Source organism: Bradyrhizobium sp. HKCCYLS2038, assembly GCF_051167655.1.
Lineage (GTDB): Bacteria > Pseudomonadota > Alphaproteobacteria > Rhizobiales > Xanthobacteraceae > Bradyrhizobium.
In genome coordinates this window covers 376,023-399,453 of record NZ_JBNPTM010000002.1, presented here as the reverse complement: position 1 = coordinate 399,453, position 23,431 = coordinate 376,023, and the positions used below count along the sequence as shown (strand labels likewise).

Sequence of the window (23,431 nt, the reverse complement as noted above, 5' to 3'; positions counted from 1 at the left end):
CGAACATGTCAACGCACGATCCCATCAGCGATCTGATCACCCGCATCCGCAACGCGCAGATGCGCTCGAAGTCGAAGGTCTCGACCCCCGGCTCGAAGATGCGCGCCAGTGTGCTCGAGGTGCTGAAGTCCGAGGGCTACATCCGCGGCTATGCCACGGTGGAGCATCCCTCCGGCCGCAGCGAGCTCGAGATCGAGCTGAAGTATTTCGACGGCGAGCCCGTGATCCGCGAGATCGAGCGCGTCTCCAAGCCCGGCCGGCGCGTCTACACCTCGGTGAAGAACCTGCCGCGCGTGAACAACGGGCTCGGAATTTCTGTTTTGTCGACGCCGAAGGGAATCATGGCCGACCATAGCGCGCGTGACGCGAATGTCGGCGGTGAAGTTCTCTTCACGGTGTTCTAAGAAGGATTGAGCCATGTCACGTATTGGCAAGAAGCCTGTGACGGTCCCGTCCGGTGTGACCGCCACCGTCGACGGTCAGACCGTCAAGATGAAGGGCCCGAAGGGCCAGCTTCAGTTCCTCGTCCATGATGACGTCGAGGTGAAGTTCGAGAACGGCCAGGTCAAGGTTGCCCCGCGCAGCGAGACCAAGCGCGCCCGCTCGCTCTACGGCACCGCTCGCGCCCAGATCGCCAATCTGGTCGAAGGCGTCACCAAGGGCTTCGAGAAGAAGCTCGAGATCACCGGCGTCGGCTACCGCGCCGCGATGCAGGGTAAGAACCTGCAGCTCGCGCTCGGCTACAGCCATGACGTCGTCTACCAGATCCCGGAAGGCATCACGATCGCGGTGCCGAAGCCGACCGAGATCACGGTCACGGGCATCGACCCGCAGCGCGTCGGCCAGGTGGCCGCCGAAATCCGCGCCTACCGGCCGCCGGAGCCCTACAAGGGCAAGGGTGTGAAGTACGCGGGTGAATTCATCTTCCGCAAGGAAGGCAAGAAGAAGTAACGGAGCCGGACATGTCGAGAGCAAAGGTTACGAATGCCCGGCGCAAGCAGCGCGTGAGGCTGTCGCTGCGCCGCTCCGCCGGCGGCCGGCCGCGTCTGTCGGTGTTCCGTTCGTCGAAGCACATCTACGCCCAGGTCATCGACGATCAGAAGGGCGAGACGCTCGCCTCTGCGTCGTCGATGGAGAAGGAGATGCGTTCGGCCGGCAACACCGGCGCCGACATCGACGCGGCCAAGGCGGTGGGCAAGCTGCTCGCCGAGCGCGCGGTGAAGGCAGGCATCAAGGAAGTCGTGTTCGATCGCGGCGGCTATCTCTATCACGGGCGCGTCAAGGCGCTGGCCGACGCGGCGCGCGAGAGCGGGCTGAGCTTCTAACATCAATGGATATGGGCGCGAGAGCCCCTCAGAAGATTGGATAGCACCATGGCAGGTGAACGGGAACGAGGCGGTCGCGATCGCAAGGAGCGCGAGGAGCGCGACAGCGAGTTCGTCGACAAGCTCGTCCACATCAACCGAGTCGCGAAGGTCGTGAAGGGCGGTAAGCGCTTCGGCTTTGCGGCGCTCGTCGTGATCGGCGATCAGAAGGGCCGGGTCGGTTTCGGCCACGGCAAGGCGCGCGAAGTGCCGGAGGCGATCCGCAAGGCGACCGACTCCGCCAAGCGCAACCTGACCCGCGTCGCGCTGCGCGAGGGCCGCACCCTGCACCACGACATCTTCGGTCGTCACGGTGCGGGCCGCGTCTATCTGCGTGCCGCTCCGGCCGGTACCGGCATCATCGCCGGCGGCCCGATGCGCGCCGTGTTCGAGACGCTGGGCATCCAGGACGTGGTGGCGAAGTCGATCGGCTCGTCCAACCCGTACAACATGGTGCGCGCGACCTTCAACGCGCTGAAGCACCAGGATAGCCCGCGCTCGGTTGCCGCGCGCCGCAACATCAAGGTGTCGACCCTGCAGGCCCGCCGCGTCGGTGGCGATGCCGAGGCAGCCGCCGACTAACGAACGCGCGCCGCCTTTCGGCCGGCGCATCTCGGAGTGAGGACAATGGCTAGCGCCAAGACGATCAAGATCGAGCAGATCGGCAGCCCGATCCGCCGGCATCACTCGCAGCGCGAGACGCTGATCGGGTTGAAGCTGAACAAGATCGGCCGCGTGACCGAGCTGCCGGATACCCCGGCGGTCCGCGGCATGATCACCAAGGTTCATCATCTCGTCCGCATCGTCGACGAGAAGTAAGGAGAAGGGCGATGAAGCTCAGCGATATCGCCGACAACGCCGGCGCGCGCAAGAAGCGCATGCGCGTCGGCCGCGGCATCGGCTCCGGCAAGGGCAAGACATCCGGCCGTGGCGGCAAGGGCCAGACCGCGCGCTCCGGCGTGCGCATCAAGGGCTTCGAAGGCGGTCAGATGCCGATGCATCGCCGTCTGCCGAAGCGCGGCTTCAACAACATCTTCGCGCTCGATTTCGTCGAGATCAATCTCGACCGGATCCAGCAGGCGATCGATGCCAAGAAGCTCGACGCTGGCAGCGTCATCAACGCCGAGGCGCTGGTGAAGTCGGGCGCGCTGCGCCGCTCCAAGGACGGCGTGCGTCTGCTCGGCCGCGGCGAGCTCAAGGCCAAGATCAACATCGAGGTGTATGGCGCCTCGAAGTCGGCCGTCGCGGCGGTCGAGAAGGCCGGCGGCACGGTCAAGATCCTGGCGCCCGCCAAGGACGAAGGCGAAGCGGCGTAACTTCTGCGTCATCGCCCCGCCACAGGCTCAGGCTTGGTGGGGCAGGGCGATGGACAGAATGCGTCTGCGCACCAGATAATATCCGACGTCTGCCCAAGCCCCGCGAGCCCTCGCGGGGCTGATGCGGTCAAGAACGGGCGGCGGGAGAAAGCTAGATATGGCCTCAGCAGCGGAACAACTTGCGGCAAACCTCAATTTCGGCGCGCTTGCAAAAGCCGATGAGCTGAAGAAGCGCATCTGGTTCACCCTTGGCGCGCTGCTGGTCTACCGCCTCGGCACCTACATCCCGCTGCCGGGCATCGATCCCAACATCTGGGAGCAGGTGTTCCGCACCCAGGCCGGGGGCATCCTCGGCATGTTCAACATGTTCGCCGGCGGCGGCATCCACCGCATGGCGATCTTCGCGTTGAACATCATGCCGTACATCTCGGCATCGATCATCATTCAGCTCCTGACCACCGTCTCGCCGCAGCTCGAGGCCCTCAAGAAAGAGGGCGAGTCCGGCCGCAAGATGCTGAACCAGTACACCCGCTATCTGACGGTGATCCTGGCCGCCGTACAGTCCTACGGCATCGCCGTCGGCCTCGAGGGCGCCGGCAACGTCGTGGCGGAGCCCGGCCTGTTCTTCCGCCTGTCGACCGCGATCACGCTGACCGGCGGCACCATGTTCCTGATGTGGCTGGGCGAGCAGATCACCTCGCGCGGCATCGGCAACGGCATCTCGCTGATCATCCTGTCCGGTATCGTCGCGGAGCTGCCGTCGGCGCTCGCCAACATGCTTGAACTGGGCCGTCAGGGCGCGCTGTCGACCGGCCTGATCCTGATCGTCATCGTGATGGCGGTCGCCGTGATCGCCTTCATCGTGTTCATGGAGCGCGCCCAGCGCCGGCTGCTGATCCAGTATCCGAAGCGCCAGGTCGGCAACAAGATGTTCGAGGGCCAGTCCTCGCATCTGCCGCTGAAGCTGAACACCTCGGGCGTCATCCCGCCGATCTTCGCCTCGTCGCTGCTGCTGTTGCCGACCACGGTCGCGAACTTCAACGCGGGCAAGGGCCCGGAGTGGTTCCAGTGGATCACAACCCAGCTCGGCCACGGCCGGCCCCTGTTCCTGGTGATGTATCTGGCGCTGATCCTGTTCTTCGCCTTCTTCTACACCGCGATCGTGTTCAACCCGACCGAGACCGCCGACAACCTGAAGAAGCATGGCGGCTTCATCCCGGGCATCCGGCCGGGCGAGCGCACCGCGGAATATATCGATTACGTGCTGTCGCGCATCACCGTGCTCGGCGCCATCTACCTGGCGATCGTGTGTCTGATCCCGGAAATTCTGATTTCCTACGCTTCCGTCCCATTCTACTTTGGTGGCACTTCGCTTCTGATCGTGGTCAGCGTTACGATGGATACCGTGGCGCAGGTTCAGGGTTATCTGCTCGCCCATCAGTATGAGGGGCTGATCAGGAAGTCGAAGCTGCGGGGTCGCCGCCGCTAATCAGCGGCGGATCGCGGCCCGGGAACCAAAAAGCCAAAAACAAGGTGTGCGGGAGGGTCGCTCACCGTGTGCCGGGGGGCGAAATTCGTATGAGACTCATTCTTCTGGGACCGCCCGGCTCGGGCAAGGGAACGCAGGCGCAGCGTCTGGTGCAGCGTCACGGCATCGTCCAGCTCTCGACCGGTGACATGCTGCGCGCCGCCGTTGCGGCGCAAACTCCGATCGGGCTGCGGGCCAAGGACATCATGGCCGCCGGCGGGCTGGTCCCGGACGAGGTCGTGGTGGGCATCATCGCCGACCGGATCGAGCAGCCGGACGCCGCCAACGGCTTCATCCTCGACGGCTTCCCGCGGACTGTGCCGCAGGCCGAGGCGCTGGATGCGCTGCTCAAGCAGAAGCAGATGAAGCTCGATGCCGTCATCGAGCTCCGGGTCAACGAGGGCGTGCTGCTGGAGCGGGTCGAGCGCCGGGCCGCCGAGACGCGGGCGCGCGGCGAGGCCGTGCGGGCTGACGACACTCCCGAGGTGCTGACCAAGCGCCTCGCCAGCTACCGCGACCAGACCGAGCCGCTGATCCACTATTATTCCGACCACCGGATGCTCGCGACCGTCGACGGCATGATGCCGATCGAGGAGGTGACCGAGGAGATCGGCCGGATCCTGGCTGCGGTCGGCAAGAGCGGCGGCAGCCGCGCGGCCAAGACGGCGAGCCCGGCCAAGCGGAGCAAGAAGGCGGCGGTCAAGGCCGCAGCGAAGACCCCCGCCAAGGCGCCGAAAGCGGCCAAGAAGGCCGCGAAGAAGGCCGCCAAGCCGGCTGCACCAGCCAAAAAGGCCGGCAAGACCGCCAAGAAGGCTGCCAAGACGGCCAAAACTGCGAAAAAGCCCGCCAAGGCCGCCAAGAAGGCGCCGAAGAAGGCCTCCAAGGCCGCCGTCAAGGCGGCCAAGGGAACCCGGAAAACCTCTGCAAAATCTGCAAAAAAGCACGCCAAGAGGTGACCGAATCCGCTAGGAGCGGTTGACGACCGCTCCATGAATCCATTAATAAGCCCGCATCCAAGTCGGATAGTTTTCGAAAGATGCCGGGCCCCGTGAATCGAGGGGTTGGCGTCTTGTTCGCGTTTGCGGACACCTGCCCGAGATAGCGACAGAGAAGACCGGTCCGACCTCGGATCGGTGACAGGAGAGAAGTCCGTGGCCCGTATTGCCGGTGTCAACATCCCGACCAACAAGCGCGTCCTGATCGCGCTCCAGTATATCCATGGCATCGGCCCGAAGATCGCGGGCGAGATCGTCGAAAAGGTGAAGATCGCCGAGGATCGCCGCGTCAATCAGCTGAGCGACCAGGAAGTCCTGCAGATCCGCGAAATCATCGACCGCGACTACGTCGTCGAGGGTGACCTTCGCCGTGAGACCGGTATCAACATCAAGCGGCTGATGGACCTCGGCTGCTATCGCGGCCTGCGTCATCGCCGCGGCCTGCCGGTGCGCGGCCAGCGCACCCACACCAATGCGCGCACGCGCAAGGGTCCGGCCAAGGCGATCGCCGGCAAGAAGAAGTAATTGGCGAATTGCAAATGAGCGGGTAGCGGGTAGGGGAAGCCCTTCTCGCTATTCGCCATTTACCATTCGCTTGTTTGGTGTAGCCGCTGGCATTACGGCGGCGTTGAGATCTCGAGAAAGGTACTTATATGGCCAAGGAAGCCGCACGTGTCCGCCGTCGTGAGCGCAAGAACATCGCCTCCGGCGTCGCGCATGTGAATTCGTCGTTCAACAACACCACCATCACCATCACCGACGCGCAGGGCAACACCATTGCCTGGTCGTCGGCCGGCACGATGGGTTTCAAGGGATCGCGCAAGTCGACCCCGTATGCTGCGCAGGTGGCGGCGGAGGACGTGTCCAAGAAGGCCCAGGAACACGGCATGCGCACCCTCGAGGTCGAGGTCGCCGGCCCTGGTTCTGGCCGTGAATCGGCGCTTCGCGCGCTGCAGGCTGCGGGCTTCACCGTCACCTCGATCCGCGACGTGACGACGATCCCGCACAATGGTTGCCGTCCGCGCAAGCGCCGGCGCGTCTGATGTGAAGGAGGCGGACAGCATGTCCGCCTCGTCTTGCTTTTGAACCATTTCGATTGCCGCGATCTGATGCGCGGTTCTCCAACGCCAGTCAGTCGTCCCCCAGACGGACTGGCCCATGGGTGAAACAGTGACGATCCAGAAGAATTGGCAAGAATTGATTCGGCCGAACAAGCTCCAGGTCACGCCGGGCTCCGACGCGACCCGTTTCGCCACCGTGGTCGCCGAGCCGCTGGAGCGCGGCTTCGGCCAGACGCTGGGCAATGCGCTGCGCCGCATCCTGCTGTCGTCGCTGCAGGGCGCCGCCGTGCAGTCGGTGCACATCGACGGCGTGCTGCACGAGTTCTCCTCGATTGCCGGTGTCCGCGAGGACGTCACCGACATCGTGCTGAACATCAAGGACATCGCGATCAAGATGCAGGGCGAAGGCCCGAAGCGCATGGTCGTGAAGAAGCAGGGCCCGGGCGCGGTGGTGGCTGGCGACATCCAGACCGTCGGCGACATCGTCGTGCTCAACCCCGACCTGCCGCTCTGCACCCTGGACGAGGGCGCCGAGATCCGCATGGAGTTCACGGTCGCGACCGGCAAGGGCTACGTCGCCGCCGATCGCAACCGGCCCGAGGACGCGCCGATCGGCCTGATCCCGGTCGACAGCCTGTTCTCCCCGGTCCGCAAGGTCTCCTACAAGGTCGAGAACACCCGCGAGGGCCAGATCCTCGACTACGACAAGCTGACCATGACGATCGAGACCAACGGCGCGATCTCGCCGGAGGACGCGGTGGCCTACGCCGCCCGTATCCTGCAGGATCAGCTCAACGTGTTCGTCAACTTCGAAGAGCCGCGCAAGGAAGTCGCCCAGGAGATCATCCCGGACCTCGCCTTCAACCCGGCCTTCCTCAAGAAGGTGGACGAGCTCGAGCTGTCGGTGCGTTCGGCGAACTGCCTGAAGAACGACAACATCGTCTACATCGGCGACCTCGTGCAGAAGTCGGAAGCGGAGATGCTGCGCACCCCGAACTTCGGCCGCAAGTCGCTGAACGAGATCAAGGAAGTGCTGGCCCAGATGGGTCTGCATCTCGGCATGGAAGTGCCCGGCTGGCCGCCGGAGAACATCGACGAGCTGGCCAAGCGCTTCGAGGATCACTACTGAGCGGATAGGGAGTGGCGAATAGCGAATAGGGGGTGGCGAACTATTCGCTACTCGCCATTCGCTACTCGCTTCTCTGGGCGAACGCAGGCAGCCCACCTGAGCAACATGTCCGACGAACCGTCGCGGCAGATTGAAATGAAGGACTAACACAATGCGTCACGGCAAGGTTCATCGGAAGCTCAACCGCACCGCCGAGCATCGCAAGGCGATGTTCGCCAACATGTGCGCCGCGCTGATCAAGCACGAGCAGATCGTCACCACGCTGCCGAAGGCCAAGGAGCTGCGGCCGATCGTCGAGAAGCTGGTCACCCTCGGCAAGAAGGGCGGCCTCGCCCTGCGCCGCCAGGCCATCTCCGAGATGCGCGACGTCGACCAGGTCAAGAAGCTGTTCGACGTGCTCGCCCCCCGCTACAAGGACCGCAACGGCGGCTACACCCGCATCATCAAGGCCGGCTTCCGCTACGGCGACAACGCCGCGATGGCCGTGATCGAGTTCGTCGATCGCGACGTCGATGCCAAGGGCTTGGATTCCGGCCCGGTGCAGGAGACCTCGGAAGCCGCGTAAGCAGCGATCCGATCTTTGGTTTTGCAAAACGGCGCCTTCGGGCGCCGTTTTCGTTTCGAGTTGCCCGGAGAACCGCCATGACCACGGCCGAGTTGCACATCGCCTACGAGCCGGACGAGGATCGCACCGGCAAGATCATCGCGACCGCCAGGGCTGGCGCGTTTGCCGGGCGCGGCGAGGCGTGGTTCGGCAGCCACCTGGATGACTTCGTGAAGGATCTGGGCTGCTATCCGCTGTCGCGGGACAAGCCGCCGATGATCGAAGGCGGATACTTCGATGGAAAGGGAGCGCTTGAGCAATGCTTCGTCCGGATCGTCGTCAAGCCGCATGATTTTCGCGGGCATCTGTTGGTGCAGGCGGATTTGGCCACGCTCGTTCAGAGCACACAGGATGCCGACGTGCAGAACAGCGCCTCGATCCGCTTCCTGACCGAATACGCGATCCTCGAGCGCTTTGCCGTGGAGCTTGGGGACATGCTGAAAGGGCGGCGCCAGGTCGCAATCCTGATGGGCACCACAGGCTAGGTCGGCCCCGCTCGCCCGCGGAGAAGGATCGGCTCATCATCGTCGAGTTCCCGTCGATGGTGCGGCTGCGCGAATGGTATGCGTCGCCCTAATAGGCCGAAGCCCTCTGCGAGCGCTGGCAGGCGCTGGACCGCCGGCTGATTTTCGTCAAGGATGCTGCACCTGCGTAAAGACCGGACCGGCGACGACCGATGCTTAAGATGACTCCCCGCCGCAAGCGCTGGCTGAAGCTGACCTCGGCACGCTGGCAGCGGCGGGTGCTGTTCGTGGCCGGCGGCCTCGTGGTCGGCGCCGCCGCCGTGGTGCTGGCGGAGCTCGCCGACCGGGCCCAACTCGCCTTCAACTGGCTGCTGGCGCAATCGCGCTATGCTTCGTTGATCGTGACGCCCGCAGGCTTCGCGCTCTCGGTCTATCTGACCCAGCGCTACTTTCCGAATGCGCAGGGCAGCGGCATCCCGCAGGCGATCGCCGCGCGGCACCTGACGGACACGCGGGCGCGCAGCCCGCTGGTGTCGATCCGCATCGCCCTCGGCAAGATCGTGCTGACGCTGCTCGGATTGCTGTGCGGCGGCTCGGTCGGACGTGAGGGACCCACCGTGCAGGTCGGCGCCTCCATCATGTTCGCGTTCGGCCGTCTATCGCCGCGTCGTCAGCCCGGCTTGATCCTTGCCGGCGCCGCAGCTGGGGTCGCCGCCGCGTTCAACACGCCGCTCGCCGGCATCGTGTTCGGCATCGAGGAGATGAGCCGCGCCTTCGAGACGCGCACCTCCAGCCTCGTCATCGCCACCGTGATCGCGGCCGGCCTGACCTCGCTGGCGCTGATGGGCAACTACGCCTATTTCGGCACCACGCCGATCGCGCTGGCGAAGGGCATCGACTGGCTGGCGGTGCCGATCTGCGGCGTCGTGGGCGGCGCGGCCGGCGGCCTGTTCAGCCGCATCCTGATCACCATGGCACGCGGCCTGCCCGGCGCGGTCGGACGGTTCATCAAGGGCCGGCCGCTGCTGTTCGCACTCGGCTGCGGCTTTGCTGTCGCGATCTGCGGGCTGGCCTCGGGCGATACGATCTACGGCACCGGCTACGCGCAGGTGAAGAGCGCGCTGGAGACCGGCACGCCGTTGCCGCACGATTTCGGCGTGTTGAAATTCCTCGCCACGACTTTTGCGGCGATCAGCGGCATGCCCGGCGGCATCTTCGCGCCGTCGCTCGCGGTCGGCGCCGGCATCGGCGCCAACGTCGCGAGCCTGTTCCAGCAGGCGCCGCTGGCGCCGATCATGCTGCTCGGCATGGTGGCCTATTTCGCCGGCGTGGTGCAGGCGCCGATCACCGCCTTCGTCATCGTCACCGAGATGACCGACAACCACGCCATGGTGGTGCCGCTGATGATGGCCTCGCTGATCGCCTACGGCACCTCCAAGCTGGTCTGCGAGGAGGGCCTCTATCACGCGCTTGCGAAGGGTTTTGTGGCGAAGGCGGAGACGAGTTCCGCAGCGTAGCGCTGCGCTCGTCCGGGGCTACGCACCCGTTGGCACCGCGCGCGCGATGATGCCGCGCTCATGGGCAGGCTGATGCCCGATTGAGCGCGTGCGCTGCGTGCGCGGCCGCATCATCACAAATTCCGCTGTCCGTTCAACATCAGACCTTTGGCACACGGTTTGCGTAGTTAGGCTCAGCGCAGAGCTTCGCTCTCTCGGGTTGGCGTGCCCATCGTCGGGATCCCGTGGGATCGGTGGGACGATGCAGGTCGCGCCCACCGTCGGTGGAGCCTTACGGCTCGTCGCCACCATGGGGTCCATCCCGTCGTCTGGATGGAGACTCGCATGTGCGATCGTGACGGAACCTTCTATCGCAGCTTCTCTCGCCGCAACTTCCTCAAGTCCACGGTGGCCGCCACAGCCGCCACCGTCGCCATTCCCGCTCATCTCGCCACGCTGCTGGCGCCGACGCCGGCGATGGCCGCAGGGACTGTCATCAAGGCCACCCATGGCTCCGGCTTCTGCAACATGGGCATCTTCCTCGCCAAGGAGCGTAACCTCACGGTTGCCGACGGCGTCGAGCTCGAATTCGTGGTGACGCCGTCGAACACCGAGATCACCACGATGTTCGGCGCCGGCCTCGTCGACATCTCGATGATCCCGTACTCCAACTTCATGACGCTCTACGACGCCGGCGCGCCGGTGAAGATCGTCGCCGGCGGCGGTGTGCAGGGCTGCATCATCGTCGCCAAGGAGGGCATCAAGTCCGCCGCCGACCTCAAGGGCAAGACCTTCGGCACGTTCCAGGCCGATACGCTGGAAGTGCTGCCCTACGACTACCTCAAGAAGGCGGGGCTGTCGTTCAAGGACGTCGACATCAAATATCTCGACACCTCGCCGGAGCTGGCGCAAGCCTTCATGGCCGGCGCGCTCGACGCGATCTGCCACATCGAGCCCTATGCAACGCAATGCGTGCAGCAGCGCAAGGGCGCGACCGTGCTGTCCGACGGCACCGACCTCTACGGCAAGGGATATTCGGACTGCGTGCTGGCGGCGCGTACGCCCTTGATCGAGAAGAACCCGGCGGCGGTGAAGGCCGTCATCAAGGCCTTGATGGTGGCGCAGAGCCAGGCCGAGGCCGACAAGGCCGCCGCGCTGAAGGACACCGTCGGCAAGTACTACAAGACCTCGATGGAGGCGGCGACCGATGCGTCGTCCAAGCAGCCGATCGTGGTCGATCAGCGCAGCCAGACCCAGTTCATCATCGACCGCGGCGTGTCGATGAAGGAGCTCGGCTACGTCAAGAAGCTGCCCGACCAGGGCGCCTTCGACTGGTCGCTGCTGGAGTCCGTCATCGCCGACAACAAGGCGCTGTATGACGGGCTGAAGCTGAAATCGGCTTAGGTGCTTGTGGCCATCCTTCGAGACGCCGGCCTTCGGGCCGGCTCCTCAGGATGAGGGCTGCCACGCGGCGCAACTGCCGATCCTCATGGTGAGGAGCGTCGCCCTTGCGACGCGTCTCGAACCATGAGGCCCGTCACTCCCCCGACATCGTGGATCACACGCATGCGAACTGAATCCGTCGCCGTTGCCGCGCCTGCCGTGGAGGTGCCGGCTCCCGCCGTTCCCTCGCGCAACTGGCGCAAGGCCCAGCGCCGCATCGCTGCGCTCGCCTGGGCCGCGCTGTCGATCGGCCTGTTCGCCGCGATCTGGGAGGCGCTGTGGTACTTCGAAAAGCTCAATCCGCTGCTGCTGCCGCCGCCGCATCTGTTCCTGCAGGACATCCCGGGCACGCTGAAATTCTTCGACCGCTCCAACCGCGTCGGCTCGGTCGCCTCCGGCGGTGGCGTCGGCGCGCTGGCGATCACGATGGTCTGGACGACGTTCCGCGTCTTCACCGGATTGGCGCTCGGCTTTGTCAGCGGCGTCGCCGTCGGCGCCACGCTGCATTACGTGCGCTGGCTGCGCAATCTCTTGATGCCGACCGTGCTGCTGCTGGCGCCGATCTCGCCGGTGGCGTGGCTGCCGGTGGCGATCTTCGTGTTCGGCATCGGCGACGTGCCGGCGATCTTCCTGGTCTTCATCACCGTGTTCTTCACCATCGTGCTGTCGACGTCGGCGCAGATCGAAAGCGTGCCGGTCAACTACATCCATGTCGCCCGCATCATGGGGGCGACGCAGACGCAATTGTTCTGGCGCGTCATCCTGCCGTCGATCCTGCCGAGCCTGTTCATGACCTTGCGGCTCAACCTGTTCGGCGCCTGGATGGTGGTCCTGATCGCCGAAACCGTCGGCGTCGGCACCGGGCTCGGCCAGATCATCTCGATGGCGCGCGCGACCTTCAATGCCAAGCTGGTGTTCTTCACCATGGCCGTGATCGGCGCGCTCGGCTTCCTCAGCGACTGGGGCCTGCGCCAGATCCAGCGCCGCATGCTGTGGTGGGTGGCGCCTAACCGGGGAGGGGTGTGATGGTGCAACCGGCCGTCTCCATTCGCAACGTCGGCAAGACCTGGGACGTCGAGGGGCGCCCGCCGCTGCGCGCGATCGATGATCTGTCCTTCGATGTCGCGCCCGGCGAATTCGTCGTGCTGCTCGGCCCCTCCGGCTGCGGCAAGTCCTCGCTGCTCTACATGATCGCGGGCCTCGAGAGCGTCAGCAACGGCGTCATCGAGGACGATGGCCTGGCGATATCAGGCACATCCCCGGAGCGTGGCCTGATCTTCCAGGAAGCCTCACTGTTTCCCTGGCTCACGATCCTGGACAACGTCGCCTTCGGCCTCGCCATCCGCGCCGAGCTGCCGGAGCGCCGCAAGGAGAAGGCGCGTGAGATCCTGCGCCGGGTCGGGCTCGGCGATGCGCTCGACAAGAAGCCGGACGAACTGTCCGGCGGCATGCGCCAGCGCGCCGCGTTCGCGCGCGCTTTGGTGATGCAGCCGCGCGTGCTGATGATGGACGAGCCGTTCGCCGCGCTCGATGTCCAGACCCGCGCCAAGCTGCAGGATTTCCTGCTGCAGATCTGGCAGGACAGCGGCGCCTCGGTGCTGCTCGTGACGCATTCGATCGACGAGGCGATCAGCCTCGCCGACCGCGTGATCGTGTTCACGGCGCGGCCGGGCCGGGTGAAGGAGATCGTGCCGATCGACCTGCCACGGCCGCGCCCGACGCGCTCGCCGCGCTACCACGAATACCGTGACTATTTCACCGAGCTGCTCGCCGCCGAGGTCGACAAGGCTTTTGCGGAGCAGTCGGGCCTGTAATCCGAACAACCGGGAGGAAGAACGAGATGGCTGACATATTGGTCGGGGCGAAGTGGGTCGTCTCCGGAATCCAGGATCGGCACACGCCCGTCGTGATCGAGAACGGCGCCGTGCTTGCCCGCGATGGCGTGATCGTTGCGGTGGGACCGCTCGCCGAGCTCGAAAAGCTCGCGCCGCAGGCCACCGTGACGCGCCATCCGAACCACGTGATGCTGCCGGGCTTCGTCAACAGCCATCATCATGTCGGCTTGACGCCGCTGCAGCTCGGCTCGCCGGATCATGCGCTGGAGTTGTGGTTCGCCAGCCGCCTGCCGGCGCGCCGCATCGATCTCTATCTCGACACGCTGTATTCAGCCTTCGAGATGATCGCCTCCGGCGTCACCACCGTGCAGCACATTCATGGCTGGATGGCCGGCGGCTTCGACGCCATCCATGGCGCCGCCACCAAGGTGCTGCAGGCCTATCGCGCCATCGGCATGCGCGCCTCCTATTGCTACGCGGTGCGCGAGCAGAACCGGCTGGTCTATGAGGCCGACGAAGAATTCTGCGCCCGGCTGCCCGCGCCCTGGAACGAGCGGCTGTCCGCGCACCTCAAGGCGCAGCAGGTGCCGTTTGACGATTACATGAAGCTGTTCGACGTGCTCACGGCCGAGAACGCCGGCCAGAGCCTGACCCGCATCCAGCTCGCGCCGGCCAATCTGCACTGGTGCACCGATGATGGCCTCGTCGCGCTGCACGAGAAGTCGCGCGCCGCCAAGGTGCCGATGCACATGCACCTGCTCGAGACCGCCTATCAGAAGGAATATGCGCGGCGGCGCACCGGCAAGACCGCCGTGCGTCATCTGCACGATCTCGGCGTGCTCGGCCCGCACATGACGCTCGGCCACGGCGTCTGGCTGACCGAGGAGGACATCGACATCGTCGCCCACACCGGCACCTGCATCTGCCACAACTGCTCGTCGAACTTCCGGCTGCGCTCGGGGCTCGCGCCGCTCAACGTCTGGGAGAAGAAGGGCATCACCATCGGCATGGGTCTCGACGAAGCCGGGATCAACGAAGACCGCGACATGCTGCAGGAATTGAAGCTGGCGCTGCGCGTCCACCGGACGCCCGGCATGGACGACGAGGTGCCGACGTCGCCGCAGATCGTGCGCATGGCAACCGAGGGCGGCGCCAAGACGACCGCGTTCGGCGAGAGCATCGGCAAACTGGAGCAGGGGCGGCTGTTCGATGCCGTGCTGATCGACTGGAACGCCGCGACCTATCCGTTCCAGGATCCCGACATTCCGATGCTGGATGCCCTGGTGCAACGCGCCAAGTCGCAGCACGTGTCCGCCGTGTATGTCGGCGGCGACATCGTCTACGCCGACGGCCGCTTCACCCGTGTCAACCGCGACGAGGTGCTGGCCGAGATCGCCGACATCCTCGCCAAGCCGCGCAGCGAGGACGAGGTCGCCCGCCGCGAACTCGGCCTCGCGGTGTTCCCGCACGTCAAGCAGTTCTACGACGGCTATTTCGACGGCACCGAACACACGCCGTTCTATCGGACCTCGACGCGGACGTAATGAGTTGATCCGTAGGGTGGGCAAAGCGGCCGCCGAAGGTGGCTGCGTGCCCACCGTCGATCGGCATACTCACGAGCCAGATGGTGGGCACGGCGCCACCCAGATGTCGTTGTGACGAGCTAGTCTAGCGCGACCTCGCCTTTGCCCAGCCCACGATCTCTCTCCACACGTCATTCCGGGGCATCGCGCAGCGATGAGCCCGGAATCCATAACCACAGGCCGATGTGAGGGAGCGAGACGCAACGAGCTGCGTGCCTCACAACGGATTCCGGGAGTATGGATTCCGGGCTCGTGCTGCGCACGCCCCGGAATGACGACGTTGCGGCATGGTGTGCTCACCATGCTGTTCGGCATAGGGTGAGCATGGCACTTCTGCTTCCCTACTTCCGGAACGGATCGGGCCGCATCAGCAGCTTGCCGGAGATCGAGTTTGGCACCTCGTAGGGCGAACCGACCGACAGCACGTGGCTCAGTGCGATCAGCCGGTTCGGCAGCTTCGCCGGCGGCGGGTCCTGGAACGAATAGGACGTCGGGTTGTGGCACAGGAAGCAGTTCAGCACGTTCTTGATCGGCGTGTTGTCGGCCTGCTGCACGAAGGTCTCGGCGGTGGCGTTGGCGAGGTTGACGGAGCCGACCGCGCTGGTCTGGTCGCTTTTCAGATTGTACGAGTTCGGCAGCATCCAGACGGTGCCGTCGAGGCTGTAGCTCGCAAACGTCGATTGCGGGCTCTTCAGCTTGGTCAGGAAGCCTTGCGCCTGCGCCGTGATGGCGAAGATGTTGCCGACGCCGTTCGGCTGGTTCTCGCCGCCGGTCTGGTTCTCCAGCACGACATTGGTCACCGGCGTCAGCTTCTGGGTCGCGGGATCGAGCCGCAACTGCGGACGGTTGGCTCCGGGGACAGCCGCGACGTTGACCTGGGAGAACGGCGTGCCGCCCTTGTAGAGCGTGGAGGTCTTCGGGTCGGAGCGGCTCGCCGACGGCACGAACGTGTTGTCCGGTGTCTGCGGTGAATTGTTCTTCAGCTCGAACGTGCCCCACAGGAATTCCGGATGGTTCTCGGTGTAGCCGACCACGTGCAGGCCGATCAGCGCCACGGTCACGGTGACGAACTTGCCGTCGACCGGCTGGATCGCGATCTGGCCGGGCGTGATCTTGTTCTCCAGCACCGGCACCTGCGCCTGCGTCGTGTAGGCGCCGGCCGGCGGTGATTGTCCCTGATCGAGCCGCAGCCAGGTCGCCTTGAATACGGCGTCGCCCACCGCGAACGACGAGTCCGCCGGCTGGCTCTGGTAGCCGCCCGTCACGATCAGGTTCTTGCGCGCCGTGTTGAAGTAGGTCTGGTTCATGTGCACCGAGGCGTAGACCGGGTAGCCGTTCTGGGCCACCAGCATGTGGCCGTCGGCCTGGACGATCGCGCCTGCGCCTTCGGTGAAGCCGGGCATGCCGTGGAAGACCTGCGCACGCGCCGCGAGCGTCAGCGGGCGCAGTTTTGGCGCGCCGGCATTCTCGGCGTTGCCGAGCAGCTCGTCGGGCGTCGCCAAGGTCATGAAGCGCGGCACGATGGTGCCTGACCCTTGGTCTTTCACCAGCGCGGTCGCCCAGACGAAGGCCTCCCAGGACCATTGATGGAAGGCGCAGTCCGGCGTCGGGATGGTCCTGGTGTCCGAGGTCGGGAAGGCGGCGTCCGGCTTCAGATATTGGCCCAGCCCCTCCGACCACCCGAAGGCCGGGCAGTTCTTCGCAGGCGGCGGCGGTGCTGCGCGGCTGGCGGTGACTGCCCCGGCAACGACGGTGGCGGTGATCGTCGTCGCAACTGTCATCATGAGCCAATGATTTGTCTTCATGGCCAATCTCCACTTTATGTGTGCGCCGGGCGGACTGACCTGCGACCGCGATGCGCAGCAAATGATGTTAAATATGATTCATTCAAAGGTAGTGAGCCGAGAACATGCACCCAAAGGTGAGATTTGCAAGACCGGCATCTCACGGTCGCGGGATTTTTTTCACGAGCTCGACCACGCCATCGATCAGATCAGCGTGAGCTGCGGCACAGTCGGCTCCCGGCAATGTGTGCAGGCTGCGGTCGTTCGCTGGACGAGTGCGGACAATGACGTCTTCACACCAGTGGACATCAGCCACAGGAGAGTGAAATGAAATCCATCATTGCCGGTGCCATCGTGCTGGTCTTCACGTCCGGAGCGAGCTTCGCGGGCACGCCGCTGATCGATGCCCGGCAGAGCGTCCAGTCGCATCGCATCTATAACGGCGTCGCGTCGGGACGGCTGACCTACCCGGAGACGCAGCAGCTCGTACGTGGCCAGATCCACGTGCAGAAGCTGAAGAACCAGGCCAACGCCGACGGCGTGGTGACGCCGTACGAGCGCGCCCGCATCAACGTCGCGCAATCCGTGCAGGGCGCGCGCATCTTCTGGAAGAAGCATAACTAGGCGCGCAAGCGGCAGGGTGGGCACGGCGCTGTCGTCCGGGCCCACCATGTCGCAAGCGACGTGTCCAACCCGCCGGACGCGAGTCCATCCTGCGCCAGCGCGATGAACTGGTTTGTGGTCATCGCCTGCAGCGCGTCATAGCCGGCAAATTCGGGATGAAAACCGAAGAGGAGCCTGTTCAGGAGATCGCTGCTGTCGCCATCATGGACGCTGACCTCGACTGCGCTCCCCCATGAACGGTCGCGTATCATTCATGGGCATGGCAGCGAAGCAAGGGTTCGATCCCTCGCACTTTGGATGCAGCGGCCTGAAAAGCAAAGCGCGCATTGCAGACGGTGTATGGAGCAGGCACTCGCCAATTCCGCGCAATCGATCGATCGCCACGAAGGCATTTGCATTTCCCACATGGTGGGCTACGGTTTCATTCGGATGTCGTGGAGATGCGCTTGTTCCCTGATCCCTCCATCAGATGGAGGCCTTATGCCTCGATGATCGATGGCATCGAGCGACCGCCATGGACCTTGGTTCAGGGTCTTTGGCTCGGCGTGCTCTACCTGATCGTTCTCGCCCCGCCGCCGGGTCGTCGTGCTTACGGCATCGAAATCAGTTGCGAGATTTTCGCCGGGTTCGAAGAGATGATCTACTCGGTCTCGGATCAGGGAAATGCAACGTCAGCATACGATGGCGGTGTTTATGTGAAGGAGGCGGAGGCTTCCGCGTTGTTGACTAACTACGCCGCGAACGATCCCGTTGGACGGATGCCGCGACATTTCCTGTTTGTCGGAAGCGACTACTGCTACGAGGTGCTCGGCTTCTCGGAACCGATCATCCGGAGCTTTGAAAACGCCGGCGAGGCGTACGGCTGGGGGCCGCCGAGAGCGGGCTAGACACCCAGCGCCACGTGTCGCCAATTCCGTGGGCTCGGACATCGTCGGGATCGCCTCGTGCTCATTTGCCTGAACGGTGGTCGTGCGGCACGGCTGCCGCACCGTCTGGCCACCGTGTGTGGCTGATCGGACACGTCGGGCAAATCAGTGCCATGCGTTGCAGCTTGGCGAGTGCAAGCAGAGTGCTCGCGGGCTCGTTGGACGCCGCACGGCCGCTGAATTTTCTCAGTGCTTTCAATCGCCTCTCACATCCTGCTCGTCAGGGTGAATTTTCATGTTTCGTTTTTTCAAAAATCATGCTTCACTCCGCGCATCCCGCCTCATGCAGAGGGGCGTACGCGTCGTCACGATACGTGGAGTGTGGGATGCGGTGGCCGGGGTGGCAGCGTGCGCATTCGTGCGTGGACGAGCGCTGTATCCCGGACGTGAAGTCGCGTGGTCCTGGCGCCCCGAAGCTGGCGTCAAGTTCGCATGTGCTTTTGACGAAGCGCGCGGGCGACGGTGGCTAACAAGCCGGACACCGGGGAGATCGCGAAGTAAGCGTGAAAACCATCGCGCAGGGAAGGCCGGGATGTCTCGGCTGCACCTGTGGTTCCTGCCGCCTGCATTCTTTTCGCAGGCGGGCCATGGGGGCGGCGAGCTCCCGGCCTTCCCTGCGCCCTCTCGTATTCGAGACGGGCGAGACTGCCGCATCACTCGGGCGCATCGCGCCGCGAGGGGAGAGAGGCATGTCTGTAAAAGGCTGTTTGAATACGTGGAACTGACGAGATGAGCCGCAGGCGCGGTGCCCGTGACTGCGCCCTCTCCCCTTGTGGGAGAGGGCATGTAGGAAGGTGCGGCGAACTCGGTTGGGTGAGGGGTATGCTTCCACGAGCGTTGTCTGCGGAGAGATACCCCTCACCCAATCGTCTTTGTGGATGGGCCGGCGATGCCCTCTCCCACAAGGGGAGAGGGCACTGCATCGCGCAGCCGCTGGGCACTACAAATGCTGTAGCTTAGCCCCACCCCTCCAGCACGATCTTGCCGCGCGAGGTGTTGCTCTCGATCAGGGCGTGGGCGCGCTTGAGGTTGGCCGCGTTGATGGTGCCGTAGTTGTCGCCGAGGGTGGTGCGGATGACGCCTTTGTCGATCAGGTCGGAGACGTCGTTGAGCAGATTGTGCTGGGCGATGATATCAGGCGTTGTGAACGAGGAGCGCGTGAACATCGATTCCCAGTGGATCGAGATCGCCTTGCCCTTGAACGCGGCGAGCGAGAACTCGGCGGGATCGTCGATCAGGCCGAACTTGCCCTGCGGCGCGAGGAATTCGGCGATCGACTTGTAGTGCTGCTCGGTATGGGTGAGGCTGGCGACGAGGCCGACCGGCGGCAGCTTCAGCGCATCGATCTGCGCCTGCATCGGCTTGGCGTGATCGATCACGGCATGGGCGCCGAGCGACAGGCACCAGTCGCGCGACTCCGGCCGCGTCGCGGTGGCAAGTACGGTGAGCCCGGTGAGCCGGCGCGCGAGCTGGATCAGGATCGAGCCGACGCCGCCGGCAGCACCTGTGATCAGCAAAGTGCGATCGTCGAGGCTCTTGCCGGGAACGGCGCCGAGCCGGTCGAACAGCAATTCCCAGGCGGTGATCGAGGTCAGGGGCAGGGCGGCGGCCTGTGCGAACGACAGGCTCTTGGGCTTGGCCCCGACGATGCGCTCGTCGACGAGATGGAATTCGGCGTTGGTGCCCTGGCGCAGGATCGAGCCGGCGTAGAACACCTCGTCGCCTGCCTTGAACAGCGTCACATCGGGGCCTACCGCCTCGACCACGCCGGCGGCGTCGTAGCCGAGGATCTTGGTCTCGCCGGCCGGCGGGGCGGCCCGCTTGCGGACCTTGGTGTCGACCGGATTGACCGACACCGCCTTCACCGCGACGCGGATGTCACGTCCCCTGGGCTCGGGCTTGTCCGCCTCGAAATCGAACAGCGCGCGCTCCTCGGTGATGGGGAGCGACTGCTGGTAGCCGACGGCCTTCATGACAACCTCCTGGTTGGCCTTCCAATGGGGCCTGTTTGTCCTGCTGGCGTCATTTCGACAAGTACTGTAAAAATGGGGAACTAGTCCCCGTTTGGATACTATTGGGCGAAGACACGATGAAACGGAAGAATTTCACCCGCCGGCCGGGTTGCGCGGTTGAAGCCACGCTCGATCTGATCGACGGCAAGTGGAAGGGCGTCATTCTCTACCACCTGCAGGGCGGCAGTCAGCGCTTCGGCGAGCTCAGGCGACTGATGCCGGGCATCACCCAGCGCATGCTGACCAAGCAGTTGCGGGCGCTGGAGGACGACGGGCTCGTCGTTCGCAAGGTCTACGCCGAGGTGCCGCCGCGGGTCGATTATACCCTGTCCGAGGTCGGCGAGAGCCTGCGGCCTGTGATCGATGTCCTGAGGAACTGGGGCGAGCGGCACCAGGAACGGCTGTCCTGCGGCCCCGTTGCAGACACCATCAAAACGCCGCATCAGACCGCCTGAGCTTGGCCGCACCGGCCGTTCCGCCTATATCGAAGCCGTCAATTTCCCAGGATTGTTCGCATGACGTTGATTCGCACCACCGTGATCCTGCTGCTGTCCCTGCTGGCCGCCACTCCGCTCGCGGCGCAGGAGCGGCGCGTGCCACAATCCGGGGCCGAGTTGCGGCTGTCCTATGCGCCGATCGTGCAGCGCGTGCAGCCGGCGGTCGTCAACGTCTACGCCGCCAAGATGGTGCAGAACCGCAATCCCTTCCTCGACGATCCGGTGTTCCGCCGCTTCTTCGGCCTGCAGGGCGGCCCGCAGGAGCAGATGCAGCGCTCGCTCGGCTCCGGCGTGATGATCGATGCGTCGGGCCTCGTCGTCACCAACGTGCACGTCATCGAGGGCGCCGACGAGGTGAAGGTGTCGCTGTCCGACAAGCGCGAGTTCGAGGCCGAGATCGTGCTGAAGGACAGCCGCACTGATCTCGCCGTGCTCAAGCTGAAGGGCACGCGCGAGCAGTTTCCGACGCTCGAGCTCGCCAACTCCGACGATCTGCTGGTCGGTGACGTCGTGCTGGCGATCGGCAACCCGTTTGGCGTCGGCCAGACCGTGACCCACGGCATCGTCTCGGCGCTGGCGCGCACCCAGGTCGGCATCACCGACTATCAGTTCTTCATCCAGACCGACGCCGCCATCAACCCCGGCAATTCCGGCGGCGCGCTGGTCGACATGACCGGACGGCTCGCCGGCATCAACACCGCGATCTACTCGAAGTCCGGCGGCTCGCAGGGCATCGGCTTTGCGATCCCCGCCAACATGGTCCGCGTCGTCGTCGCCTCGGCCAAGAGCGGCGGCAAGGCGGTGAAGCGTCCCTGGCTCGGCGCGCGGCTGCAGGCGGTGACGCCGGAGATCGCCGAGAGCCTGGGCCTGCGCTCGCCGACCGGAGCCCTGGTCGCCAGCGTCACGCCGAACAGCCCGGCGGCACGCGCCGGCATCAAGTCATCTGACCTGATCGTCTCGATCGATGGCCAGACCGTCGATGATCCGAACGCCTTCGACTATCGCTTTGCCACGCGGCCGCTCGGCGGCAGCGCGCAGATCGAGGTGCAACGCGGCGGCAAGCCGGTGAAGGTCGCGGTCGCGCTGGAACTGGCGCCGGACACCGGTCGCAACGAGATGGTCATCAACGGCCGCTCGCCGTTCCAGGGCGCCAAGGTCGCCAACATCTCGCCGGCGGTGGCCGACGAGCTGCATCTCGACGCCGACACCGAGGGCGTGGTCGTGCTCGAACCGGGCGACGGCACCACCGCCGCCAATGTCGGCTTCCAGAAGGGCGACATCATCATGGCCGTCAACAACCAGAAGATCGCCAAGACCGCCGATCTCGACAAGGCCGCGCGTGAGACCGCCCGCGTCTGGCGCATCACCGTGCTGCGCGGCGGCCAGCAGATCAACGTTACGCTCGGCGGATGAGTCCGAAACGTCCCCAGCAGGGAGGCCCAAGCCTCTTCGCCGCGGCGGGGATGGAGCACGACGCGCCACGGCCGCTGCCGGAGCGGTTGCGCCCGCACAAGCTGTCGGATGTGGTCGGACAGGATCACATCTTAGGCCCCGACGGTGCGCTGACGCGCATGCTTGAGACGCGCACGCTGGGCTCCTTGATCTTCTGGGGCCCGCCGGGCACCGGCAAGACCACGGTGGCCCGCCTTTTGGCAGACGCCACCGAGCTGCATTTCGAGCAGATCTCGGCGGTGTTCTCCGGCGTCGCCGACCTGAAGAAGGTGTTCGACGCCGCGCGTGCGCGCCGCGAGACCGGGCAGGGCACGCTGCTGTTCGTCGACGAGGTGCACAGGTTCAATCGCGCGCAGCAGGATTCCTTCCTGCCCGTGATGGAGGACGGCACCGTCGTGCTGGTCGGCGCGACCACGGAGAACCCGTCCTTCGAGCTCAACGCCGCTCTGCTGTCACGCTCGCGCGTGCTGGTGTTCCACTCGCTCGATGCCGCCGCAATCGAGAAGCTCTACAGCCACGCCGAGGCGATCGAGGGCCGCAAGCTGCCGCTCGACGAGGACGCGCGCAACGTCCTGATCCGCATGGCCGACGGCGACGGCAGGGCGTCGCTGACGCTGGCTGAGGAAGTCTGGCGCTCGGCGCGCAAGGGCGAGATCTTCAACGCGGTGCAGCTGCAGGAGATCCTGCAGCGTCGCGCGCCGATCTACGACAAGTCGGCCGACGGCCACTACAACCTGATCTCGGCCATGCACAAATCGGTGCGTGGCTCCGATCCCGATGCCGCGCTGTACTACTTCGCCCGCATGCTCGACGCCGGCGAGGACCCGCTGTTCCTCGCCCGCCGCATCGTGCGCATGGCCGTGGAGGACATCGGCCTCGCCGACCCGCAAGCGCTGGTCATCGCCAACGCCGCCAAGGACGCCTATGATTTCCTCGGATCGCCCGAAGGCGAGCTGGCGATCGCACAAGCCGTGATCTACGTTGCGACCGCGCCGAAATCCAACGCCGCCTACAAGGCCTTCGGCGCCGCCAAGCGCGTCGCGAAAGAGGGCGGCTCGCTGCTGCCGCCGAAGCACATCCTCAATGCCCCGACCAAGCTGATGCAGAGCGAAGGCTACGGCTCGGGCTATCAATACGACCACGACGCGCCCGACGCGTTTTCAGGCCAGGACTACTTCCCCGAAGCCCTGGGCCGCCAGCAGTTCTATGATCCCCCAGAACGCGGCTTCGAACGCGAGATCCGGAAGCGCCTGGACTACTGGGCCAAGCTGCGGAAGGAGCGGGGCGGGTAGCCGGCCATGTCACCGGGAGCGGACAC

Annotated in this window: 26 protein-coding genes; 24 read left to right on the top strand and 2 right to left on the bottom strand. The window is 65.1% G+C overall.

Annotated features, from left to right (window positions below; translation table 11 throughout):
• The first annotated feature begins 5 nt into the window (after positions 1 to 5).
• The 18 genes from rpsH (at position 6) to ACQR1I_RS10855 (ending at position 14,779) form a co-directional block, all read left to right on the top strand.
• Complete coding sequence (gene rpsH, locus ACQR1I_RS10940; protein WP_015667608.1) at positions 6 to 404, top strand: 30S ribosomal protein S8; 399 nt, start codon at positions 6 to 8, stop codon at positions 402 to 404.
• A 13-nt stretch (positions 405 to 417) separates the two neighbouring features.
• Entirely contained in the window at positions 418 to 951 is a 534-nt protein-coding gene (gene rplF, locus ACQR1I_RS10935; RefSeq protein WP_434864617.1) for a 50S ribosomal protein L6, read from the top strand.
• An 11-nt stretch (positions 952 to 962) separates the two neighbouring features.
• Entirely contained in the window at positions 963 to 1,325 is a 363-nt protein-coding gene (gene rplR, locus ACQR1I_RS10930) for a 50S ribosomal protein L18 (RefSeq protein ID WP_006611854.1), read from the top strand.
• A 48-nt stretch (positions 1,326 to 1,373) separates the two neighbouring features.
• The gene (rpsE, locus tag ACQR1I_RS10925) at positions 1,374 to 1,946 is read left to right on the top strand and encodes a 30S ribosomal protein S5 (RefSeq protein ID WP_006611855.1); all 573 of its coding nucleotides are present in this window, start codon (positions 1,374 to 1,376) and stop codon (positions 1,944 to 1,946) included.
• Between the two features lie 45 nt (positions 1,947 to 1,991).
• Positions 1,992 to 2,183 carry a 50S ribosomal protein L30 gene (rpmD, locus tag ACQR1I_RS10920; RefSeq protein WP_006611856.1) on the top strand — a complete coding sequence of 64 codons (192 nt, stop codon included), beginning with the start codon at positions 1,992 to 1,994 and terminating at the stop codon, positions 2,181 to 2,183.
• Between the two features lie 11 nt (positions 2,184 to 2,194).
• Entirely contained in the window at positions 2,195 to 2,680 is a 486-nt protein-coding gene (gene rplO, locus ACQR1I_RS10915; RefSeq protein ID WP_434864616.1) for a 50S ribosomal protein L15, read from the top strand.
• A gap of 157 nt (positions 2,681 to 2,837) precedes the next feature.
• Positions 2,838 to 4,169, top strand: coding sequence for a preprotein translocase subunit SecY (secY, locus tag ACQR1I_RS10910; RefSeq protein WP_434864615.1), 1,332 nt, complete (start codon positions 2,838 to 2,840; stop codon positions 4,167 to 4,169).
• Positions 4,170 to 4,258: 89 nt separating this feature from the next.
• A complete protein-coding gene (locus tag ACQR1I_RS10905; protein ID WP_434864614.1) occupies positions 4,259 to 5,164 on the top strand; it encodes an adenylate kinase in 906 nt (301 codons plus the stop codon).
• A gap of 195 nt (positions 5,165 to 5,359) precedes the next feature.
• Positions 5,360 to 5,728, top strand: coding sequence for a 30S ribosomal protein S13 (rpsM, locus tag ACQR1I_RS10900; protein ID WP_006611860.1), 369 nt, complete (start codon positions 5,360 to 5,362; stop codon positions 5,726 to 5,728).
• 128 nt (positions 5,729 to 5,856) lie between these two features.
• Complete coding sequence (rpsK, locus tag ACQR1I_RS10895) at positions 5,857 to 6,246, top strand: 30S ribosomal protein S11 (protein ID WP_006611861.1); 390 nt, start codon at positions 5,857 to 5,859, stop codon at positions 6,244 to 6,246.
• A 115-nt stretch (positions 6,247 to 6,361) separates the two neighbouring features.
• Positions 6,362 to 7,393 (top strand): DNA-directed RNA polymerase subunit alpha, encoded by a 1,032-nt coding sequence (locus tag ACQR1I_RS10890; protein ID WP_434864613.1) that lies wholly within the window; start codon positions 6,362 to 6,364, stop codon positions 7,391 to 7,393.
• Positions 7,394 to 7,544: 151 nt separating this feature from the next.
• Entirely contained in the window at positions 7,545 to 7,958 is a 414-nt protein-coding gene (gene rplQ / locus ACQR1I_RS10885; RefSeq protein ID WP_434864612.1) for a 50S ribosomal protein L17, read from the top strand.
• A 77-nt stretch (positions 7,959 to 8,035) separates the two neighbouring features.
• Positions 8,036 to 8,482: a hypothetical protein gene (locus ACQR1I_RS10880; protein ID WP_434864611.1), complete on the top strand. Its 447-nt coding sequence runs from the start codon at positions 8,036 to 8,038 to the stop codon at positions 8,480 to 8,482.
• Between the two features lie 191 nt (positions 8,483 to 8,673).
• Positions 8,674 to 9,978: a chloride channel protein gene (locus tag ACQR1I_RS10875; RefSeq protein WP_434864610.1), complete on the top strand. Its 1,305-nt coding sequence runs from the start codon at positions 8,674 to 8,676 to the stop codon at positions 9,976 to 9,978.
• 324 nt (positions 9,979 to 10,302) lie between these two features.
• The gene (locus ACQR1I_RS10870) at positions 10,303 to 11,361 is read left to right on the top strand and encodes an ABC transporter substrate-binding protein (protein ID WP_434864609.1); all 1,059 of its coding nucleotides are present in this window, start codon (positions 10,303 to 10,305) and stop codon (positions 11,359 to 11,361) included.
• 162 nt (positions 11,362 to 11,523) lie between these two features.
• Positions 11,524 to 12,426, top strand: a complete 903-nt coding sequence (locus tag ACQR1I_RS10865) for an ABC transporter permease (RefSeq protein ID WP_434864608.1) — start codon at positions 11,524 to 11,526, stop codon at positions 12,424 to 12,426.
• Positions 12,426 to 13,214, top strand: coding sequence for an ABC transporter ATP-binding protein (locus ACQR1I_RS10860; RefSeq protein WP_434864607.1), 789 nt, complete (start codon positions 12,426 to 12,428; stop codon positions 13,212 to 13,214). The genes ACQR1I_RS10865 and ACQR1I_RS10860 overlap by 1 nt, the downstream gene beginning before the upstream one ends.
• Positions 13,215 to 13,240: 26 nt before the next feature.
• On the top strand, positions 13,241 to 14,779 hold the full coding sequence (locus ACQR1I_RS10855) for an amidohydrolase family protein (protein WP_434864606.1): 1,539 nt from the start codon (positions 13,241 to 13,243) through the stop codon (positions 14,777 to 14,779).
• 380 nt (positions 14,780 to 15,159) lie between these two features.
• Here ACQR1I_RS10855 and ACQR1I_RS10850 read toward each other — a convergent pair whose 3' ends face one another.
• Positions 15,160 to 16,623: a hypothetical protein gene (locus tag ACQR1I_RS10850; RefSeq protein ID WP_434864605.1), complete on the bottom strand. Its 1,464-nt coding sequence runs from the start codon at positions 16,621 to 16,623 to the stop codon at positions 15,160 to 15,162.
• Here ACQR1I_RS10850 and ACQR1I_RS10845 point away from each other — a divergent pair.
• The 3 genes from ACQR1I_RS10845 to ACQR1I_RS10835 all read left to right on the top strand — a co-directional run bounded on the left by ACQR1I_RS10845 (position 16,622) and on the right by ACQR1I_RS10835 (position 18,113).
• Positions 16,622 to 16,933 carry a hypothetical protein gene (locus ACQR1I_RS10845; RefSeq protein ID WP_434864604.1) on the top strand — a complete coding sequence of 104 codons (312 nt, stop codon included), beginning with the start codon at positions 16,622 to 16,624 and terminating at the stop codon, positions 16,931 to 16,933. The genes ACQR1I_RS10850 and ACQR1I_RS10845 overlap by 2 nt on opposite strands.
• Complete coding sequence (locus ACQR1I_RS10840) at positions 16,930 to 17,226, top strand: hypothetical protein (protein WP_434864603.1); 297 nt, start codon at positions 16,930 to 16,932, stop codon at positions 17,224 to 17,226. Before ACQR1I_RS10845 ends, ACQR1I_RS10840 begins: the two co-directional genes overlap by 4 nt.
• A gap of 488 nt (positions 17,227 to 17,714) precedes the next feature.
• Entirely contained in the window at positions 17,715 to 18,113 is a 399-nt protein-coding gene (locus tag ACQR1I_RS10835; RefSeq protein ID WP_434864602.1) for a hypothetical protein, read from the top strand.
• 995 nt (positions 18,114 to 19,108) lie between these two features.
• On the opposite strand, the gene ACQR1I_RS10830 is transcribed toward ACQR1I_RS10835, so the two are convergent.
• Positions 19,109 to 20,125: a zinc-binding alcohol dehydrogenase family protein gene (locus ACQR1I_RS10830; protein WP_434864601.1), complete on the bottom strand. Its 1,017-nt coding sequence runs from the start codon at positions 20,123 to 20,125 to the stop codon at positions 19,109 to 19,111.
• 116 nt (positions 20,126 to 20,241) lie between these two features.
• Here ACQR1I_RS10830 and ACQR1I_RS10825 point away from each other — a divergent pair, with 116 nt between their 5' ends.
• Genes ACQR1I_RS10825 through ACQR1I_RS10815 form a run of 3 tightly spaced genes read left to right on the top strand, consistent with a single transcriptional unit; the run spans position 20,242 to position 23,405 of the window.
• Positions 20,242 to 20,619 carry a winged helix-turn-helix transcriptional regulator gene (locus tag ACQR1I_RS10825; protein ID WP_434864600.1) on the top strand — a complete coding sequence of 126 codons (378 nt, stop codon included), beginning with the start codon at positions 20,242 to 20,244 and terminating at the stop codon, positions 20,617 to 20,619.
• A 60-nt stretch (positions 20,620 to 20,679) separates the two neighbouring features.
• Entirely contained in the window at positions 20,680 to 22,074 is a 1,395-nt protein-coding gene (locus tag ACQR1I_RS10820) for a DegQ family serine endoprotease (RefSeq protein ID WP_434864599.1), read from the top strand.
• Complete coding sequence (locus tag ACQR1I_RS10815) at positions 22,071 to 23,405, top strand: replication-associated recombination protein A (RefSeq protein WP_434864598.1); 1,335 nt, start codon at positions 22,071 to 22,073, stop codon at positions 23,403 to 23,405. The genes ACQR1I_RS10820 and ACQR1I_RS10815 overlap by 4 nt, the downstream gene beginning before the upstream one ends.
• Positions 23,406 to 23,431 lie beyond the last annotated feature (26 nt).

Excerpts from the sequence above, each read along its gene's own strand:
- rpsH (WP_015667608.1), top strand. The coding sequence starts at position 6 with ATGTCAACGCACGATCCCATCAGCGATCTGATCACCCGCATCCGCAAC.
- rplF (WP_434864617.1), top strand. The coding sequence starts at position 418 with ATGTCACGTATTGGCAAGAAGCCTGTGACGGTCCCGTCCGGTGTGACC.
- rplR (WP_006611854.1), top strand. The coding sequence starts at position 963 with ATGTCGAGAGCAAAGGTTACGAATGCCCGGCGCAAGCAGCGCGTGAGG.
- rpsE (WP_006611855.1), top strand. The coding sequence starts at position 1,374 with ATGGCAGGTGAACGGGAACGAGGCGGTCGCGATCGCAAGGAGCGCGAG.
- rpmD (WP_006611856.1), top strand. The coding sequence starts at position 1,992 with ATGGCTAGCGCCAAGACGATCAAGATCGAGCAGATCGGCAGCCCGATC.
- rplO (WP_434864616.1), top strand. The coding sequence starts at position 2,195 with ATGAAGCTCAGCGATATCGCCGACAACGCCGGCGCGCGCAAGAAGCGC.
- secY (WP_434864615.1), top strand. The coding sequence starts at position 2,838 with ATGGCCTCAGCAGCGGAACAACTTGCGGCAAACCTCAATTTCGGCGCG.
- ACQR1I_RS10905 (WP_434864614.1), top strand. The coding sequence starts at position 4,259 with ATGAGACTCATTCTTCTGGGACCGCCCGGCTCGGGCAAGGGAACGCAG.
- rpsK (WP_006611861.1), top strand. The coding sequence starts at position 5,857 with ATGGCCAAGGAAGCCGCACGTGTCCGCCGTCGTGAGCGCAAGAACATC.
- ACQR1I_RS10890 (WP_434864613.1), top strand. The coding sequence starts at position 6,362 with ATGGGTGAAACAGTGACGATCCAGAAGAATTGGCAAGAATTGATTCGG.
- rplQ (WP_434864612.1), top strand. The coding sequence starts at position 7,545 with ATGCGTCACGGCAAGGTTCATCGGAAGCTCAACCGCACCGCCGAGCAT.
- ACQR1I_RS10880 (WP_434864611.1), top strand. The coding sequence starts at position 8,036 with ATGACCACGGCCGAGTTGCACATCGCCTACGAGCCGGACGAGGATCGC.
- ACQR1I_RS10875 (WP_434864610.1), top strand. The coding sequence starts at position 8,674 with ATGCTTAAGATGACTCCCCGCCGCAAGCGCTGGCTGAAGCTGACCTCG.
- ACQR1I_RS10870 (WP_434864609.1), top strand. The coding sequence starts at position 10,303 with ATGTGCGATCGTGACGGAACCTTCTATCGCAGCTTCTCTCGCCGCAAC.
- ACQR1I_RS10865 (WP_434864608.1), top strand. The coding sequence starts at position 11,524 with ATGCGAACTGAATCCGTCGCCGTTGCCGCGCCTGCCGTGGAGGTGCCG.
- ACQR1I_RS10860 (WP_434864607.1), top strand. The coding sequence starts at position 12,426 with ATGGTGCAACCGGCCGTCTCCATTCGCAACGTCGGCAAGACCTGGGAC.
- ACQR1I_RS10855 (WP_434864606.1), top strand. The coding sequence starts at position 13,241 with ATGGCTGACATATTGGTCGGGGCGAAGTGGGTCGTCTCCGGAATCCAG.
- ACQR1I_RS10845 (WP_434864604.1), top strand. The coding sequence starts at position 16,622 with ATGGCCAATCTCCACTTTATGTGTGCGCCGGGCGGACTGACCTGCGAC.
- ACQR1I_RS10850 (WP_434864605.1), bottom strand. The coding sequence starts at position 16,623 with ATGAAGACAAATCATTGGCTCATGATGACAGTTGCGACGACGATCACC.
- ACQR1I_RS10840 (WP_434864603.1), top strand. The coding sequence starts at position 16,930 with ATGAAATCCATCATTGCCGGTGCCATCGTGCTGGTCTTCACGTCCGGA.
- ACQR1I_RS10835 (WP_434864602.1), top strand. The coding sequence starts at position 17,715 with ATGATCGATGGCATCGAGCGACCGCCATGGACCTTGGTTCAGGGTCTT.
- ACQR1I_RS10830 (WP_434864601.1), bottom strand. The coding sequence starts at position 20,125 with ATGAAGGCCGTCGGCTACCAGCAGTCGCTCCCCATCACCGAGGAGCGC.
- ACQR1I_RS10825 (WP_434864600.1), top strand. The coding sequence starts at position 20,242 with ATGAAACGGAAGAATTTCACCCGCCGGCCGGGTTGCGCGGTTGAAGCC.
- ACQR1I_RS10820 (WP_434864599.1), top strand. The coding sequence starts at position 20,680 with ATGACGTTGATTCGCACCACCGTGATCCTGCTGCTGTCCCTGCTGGCC.
- ACQR1I_RS10815 (WP_434864598.1), top strand. The coding sequence starts at position 22,071 with ATGAGTCCGAAACGTCCCCAGCAGGGAGGCCCAAGCCTCTTCGCCGCG.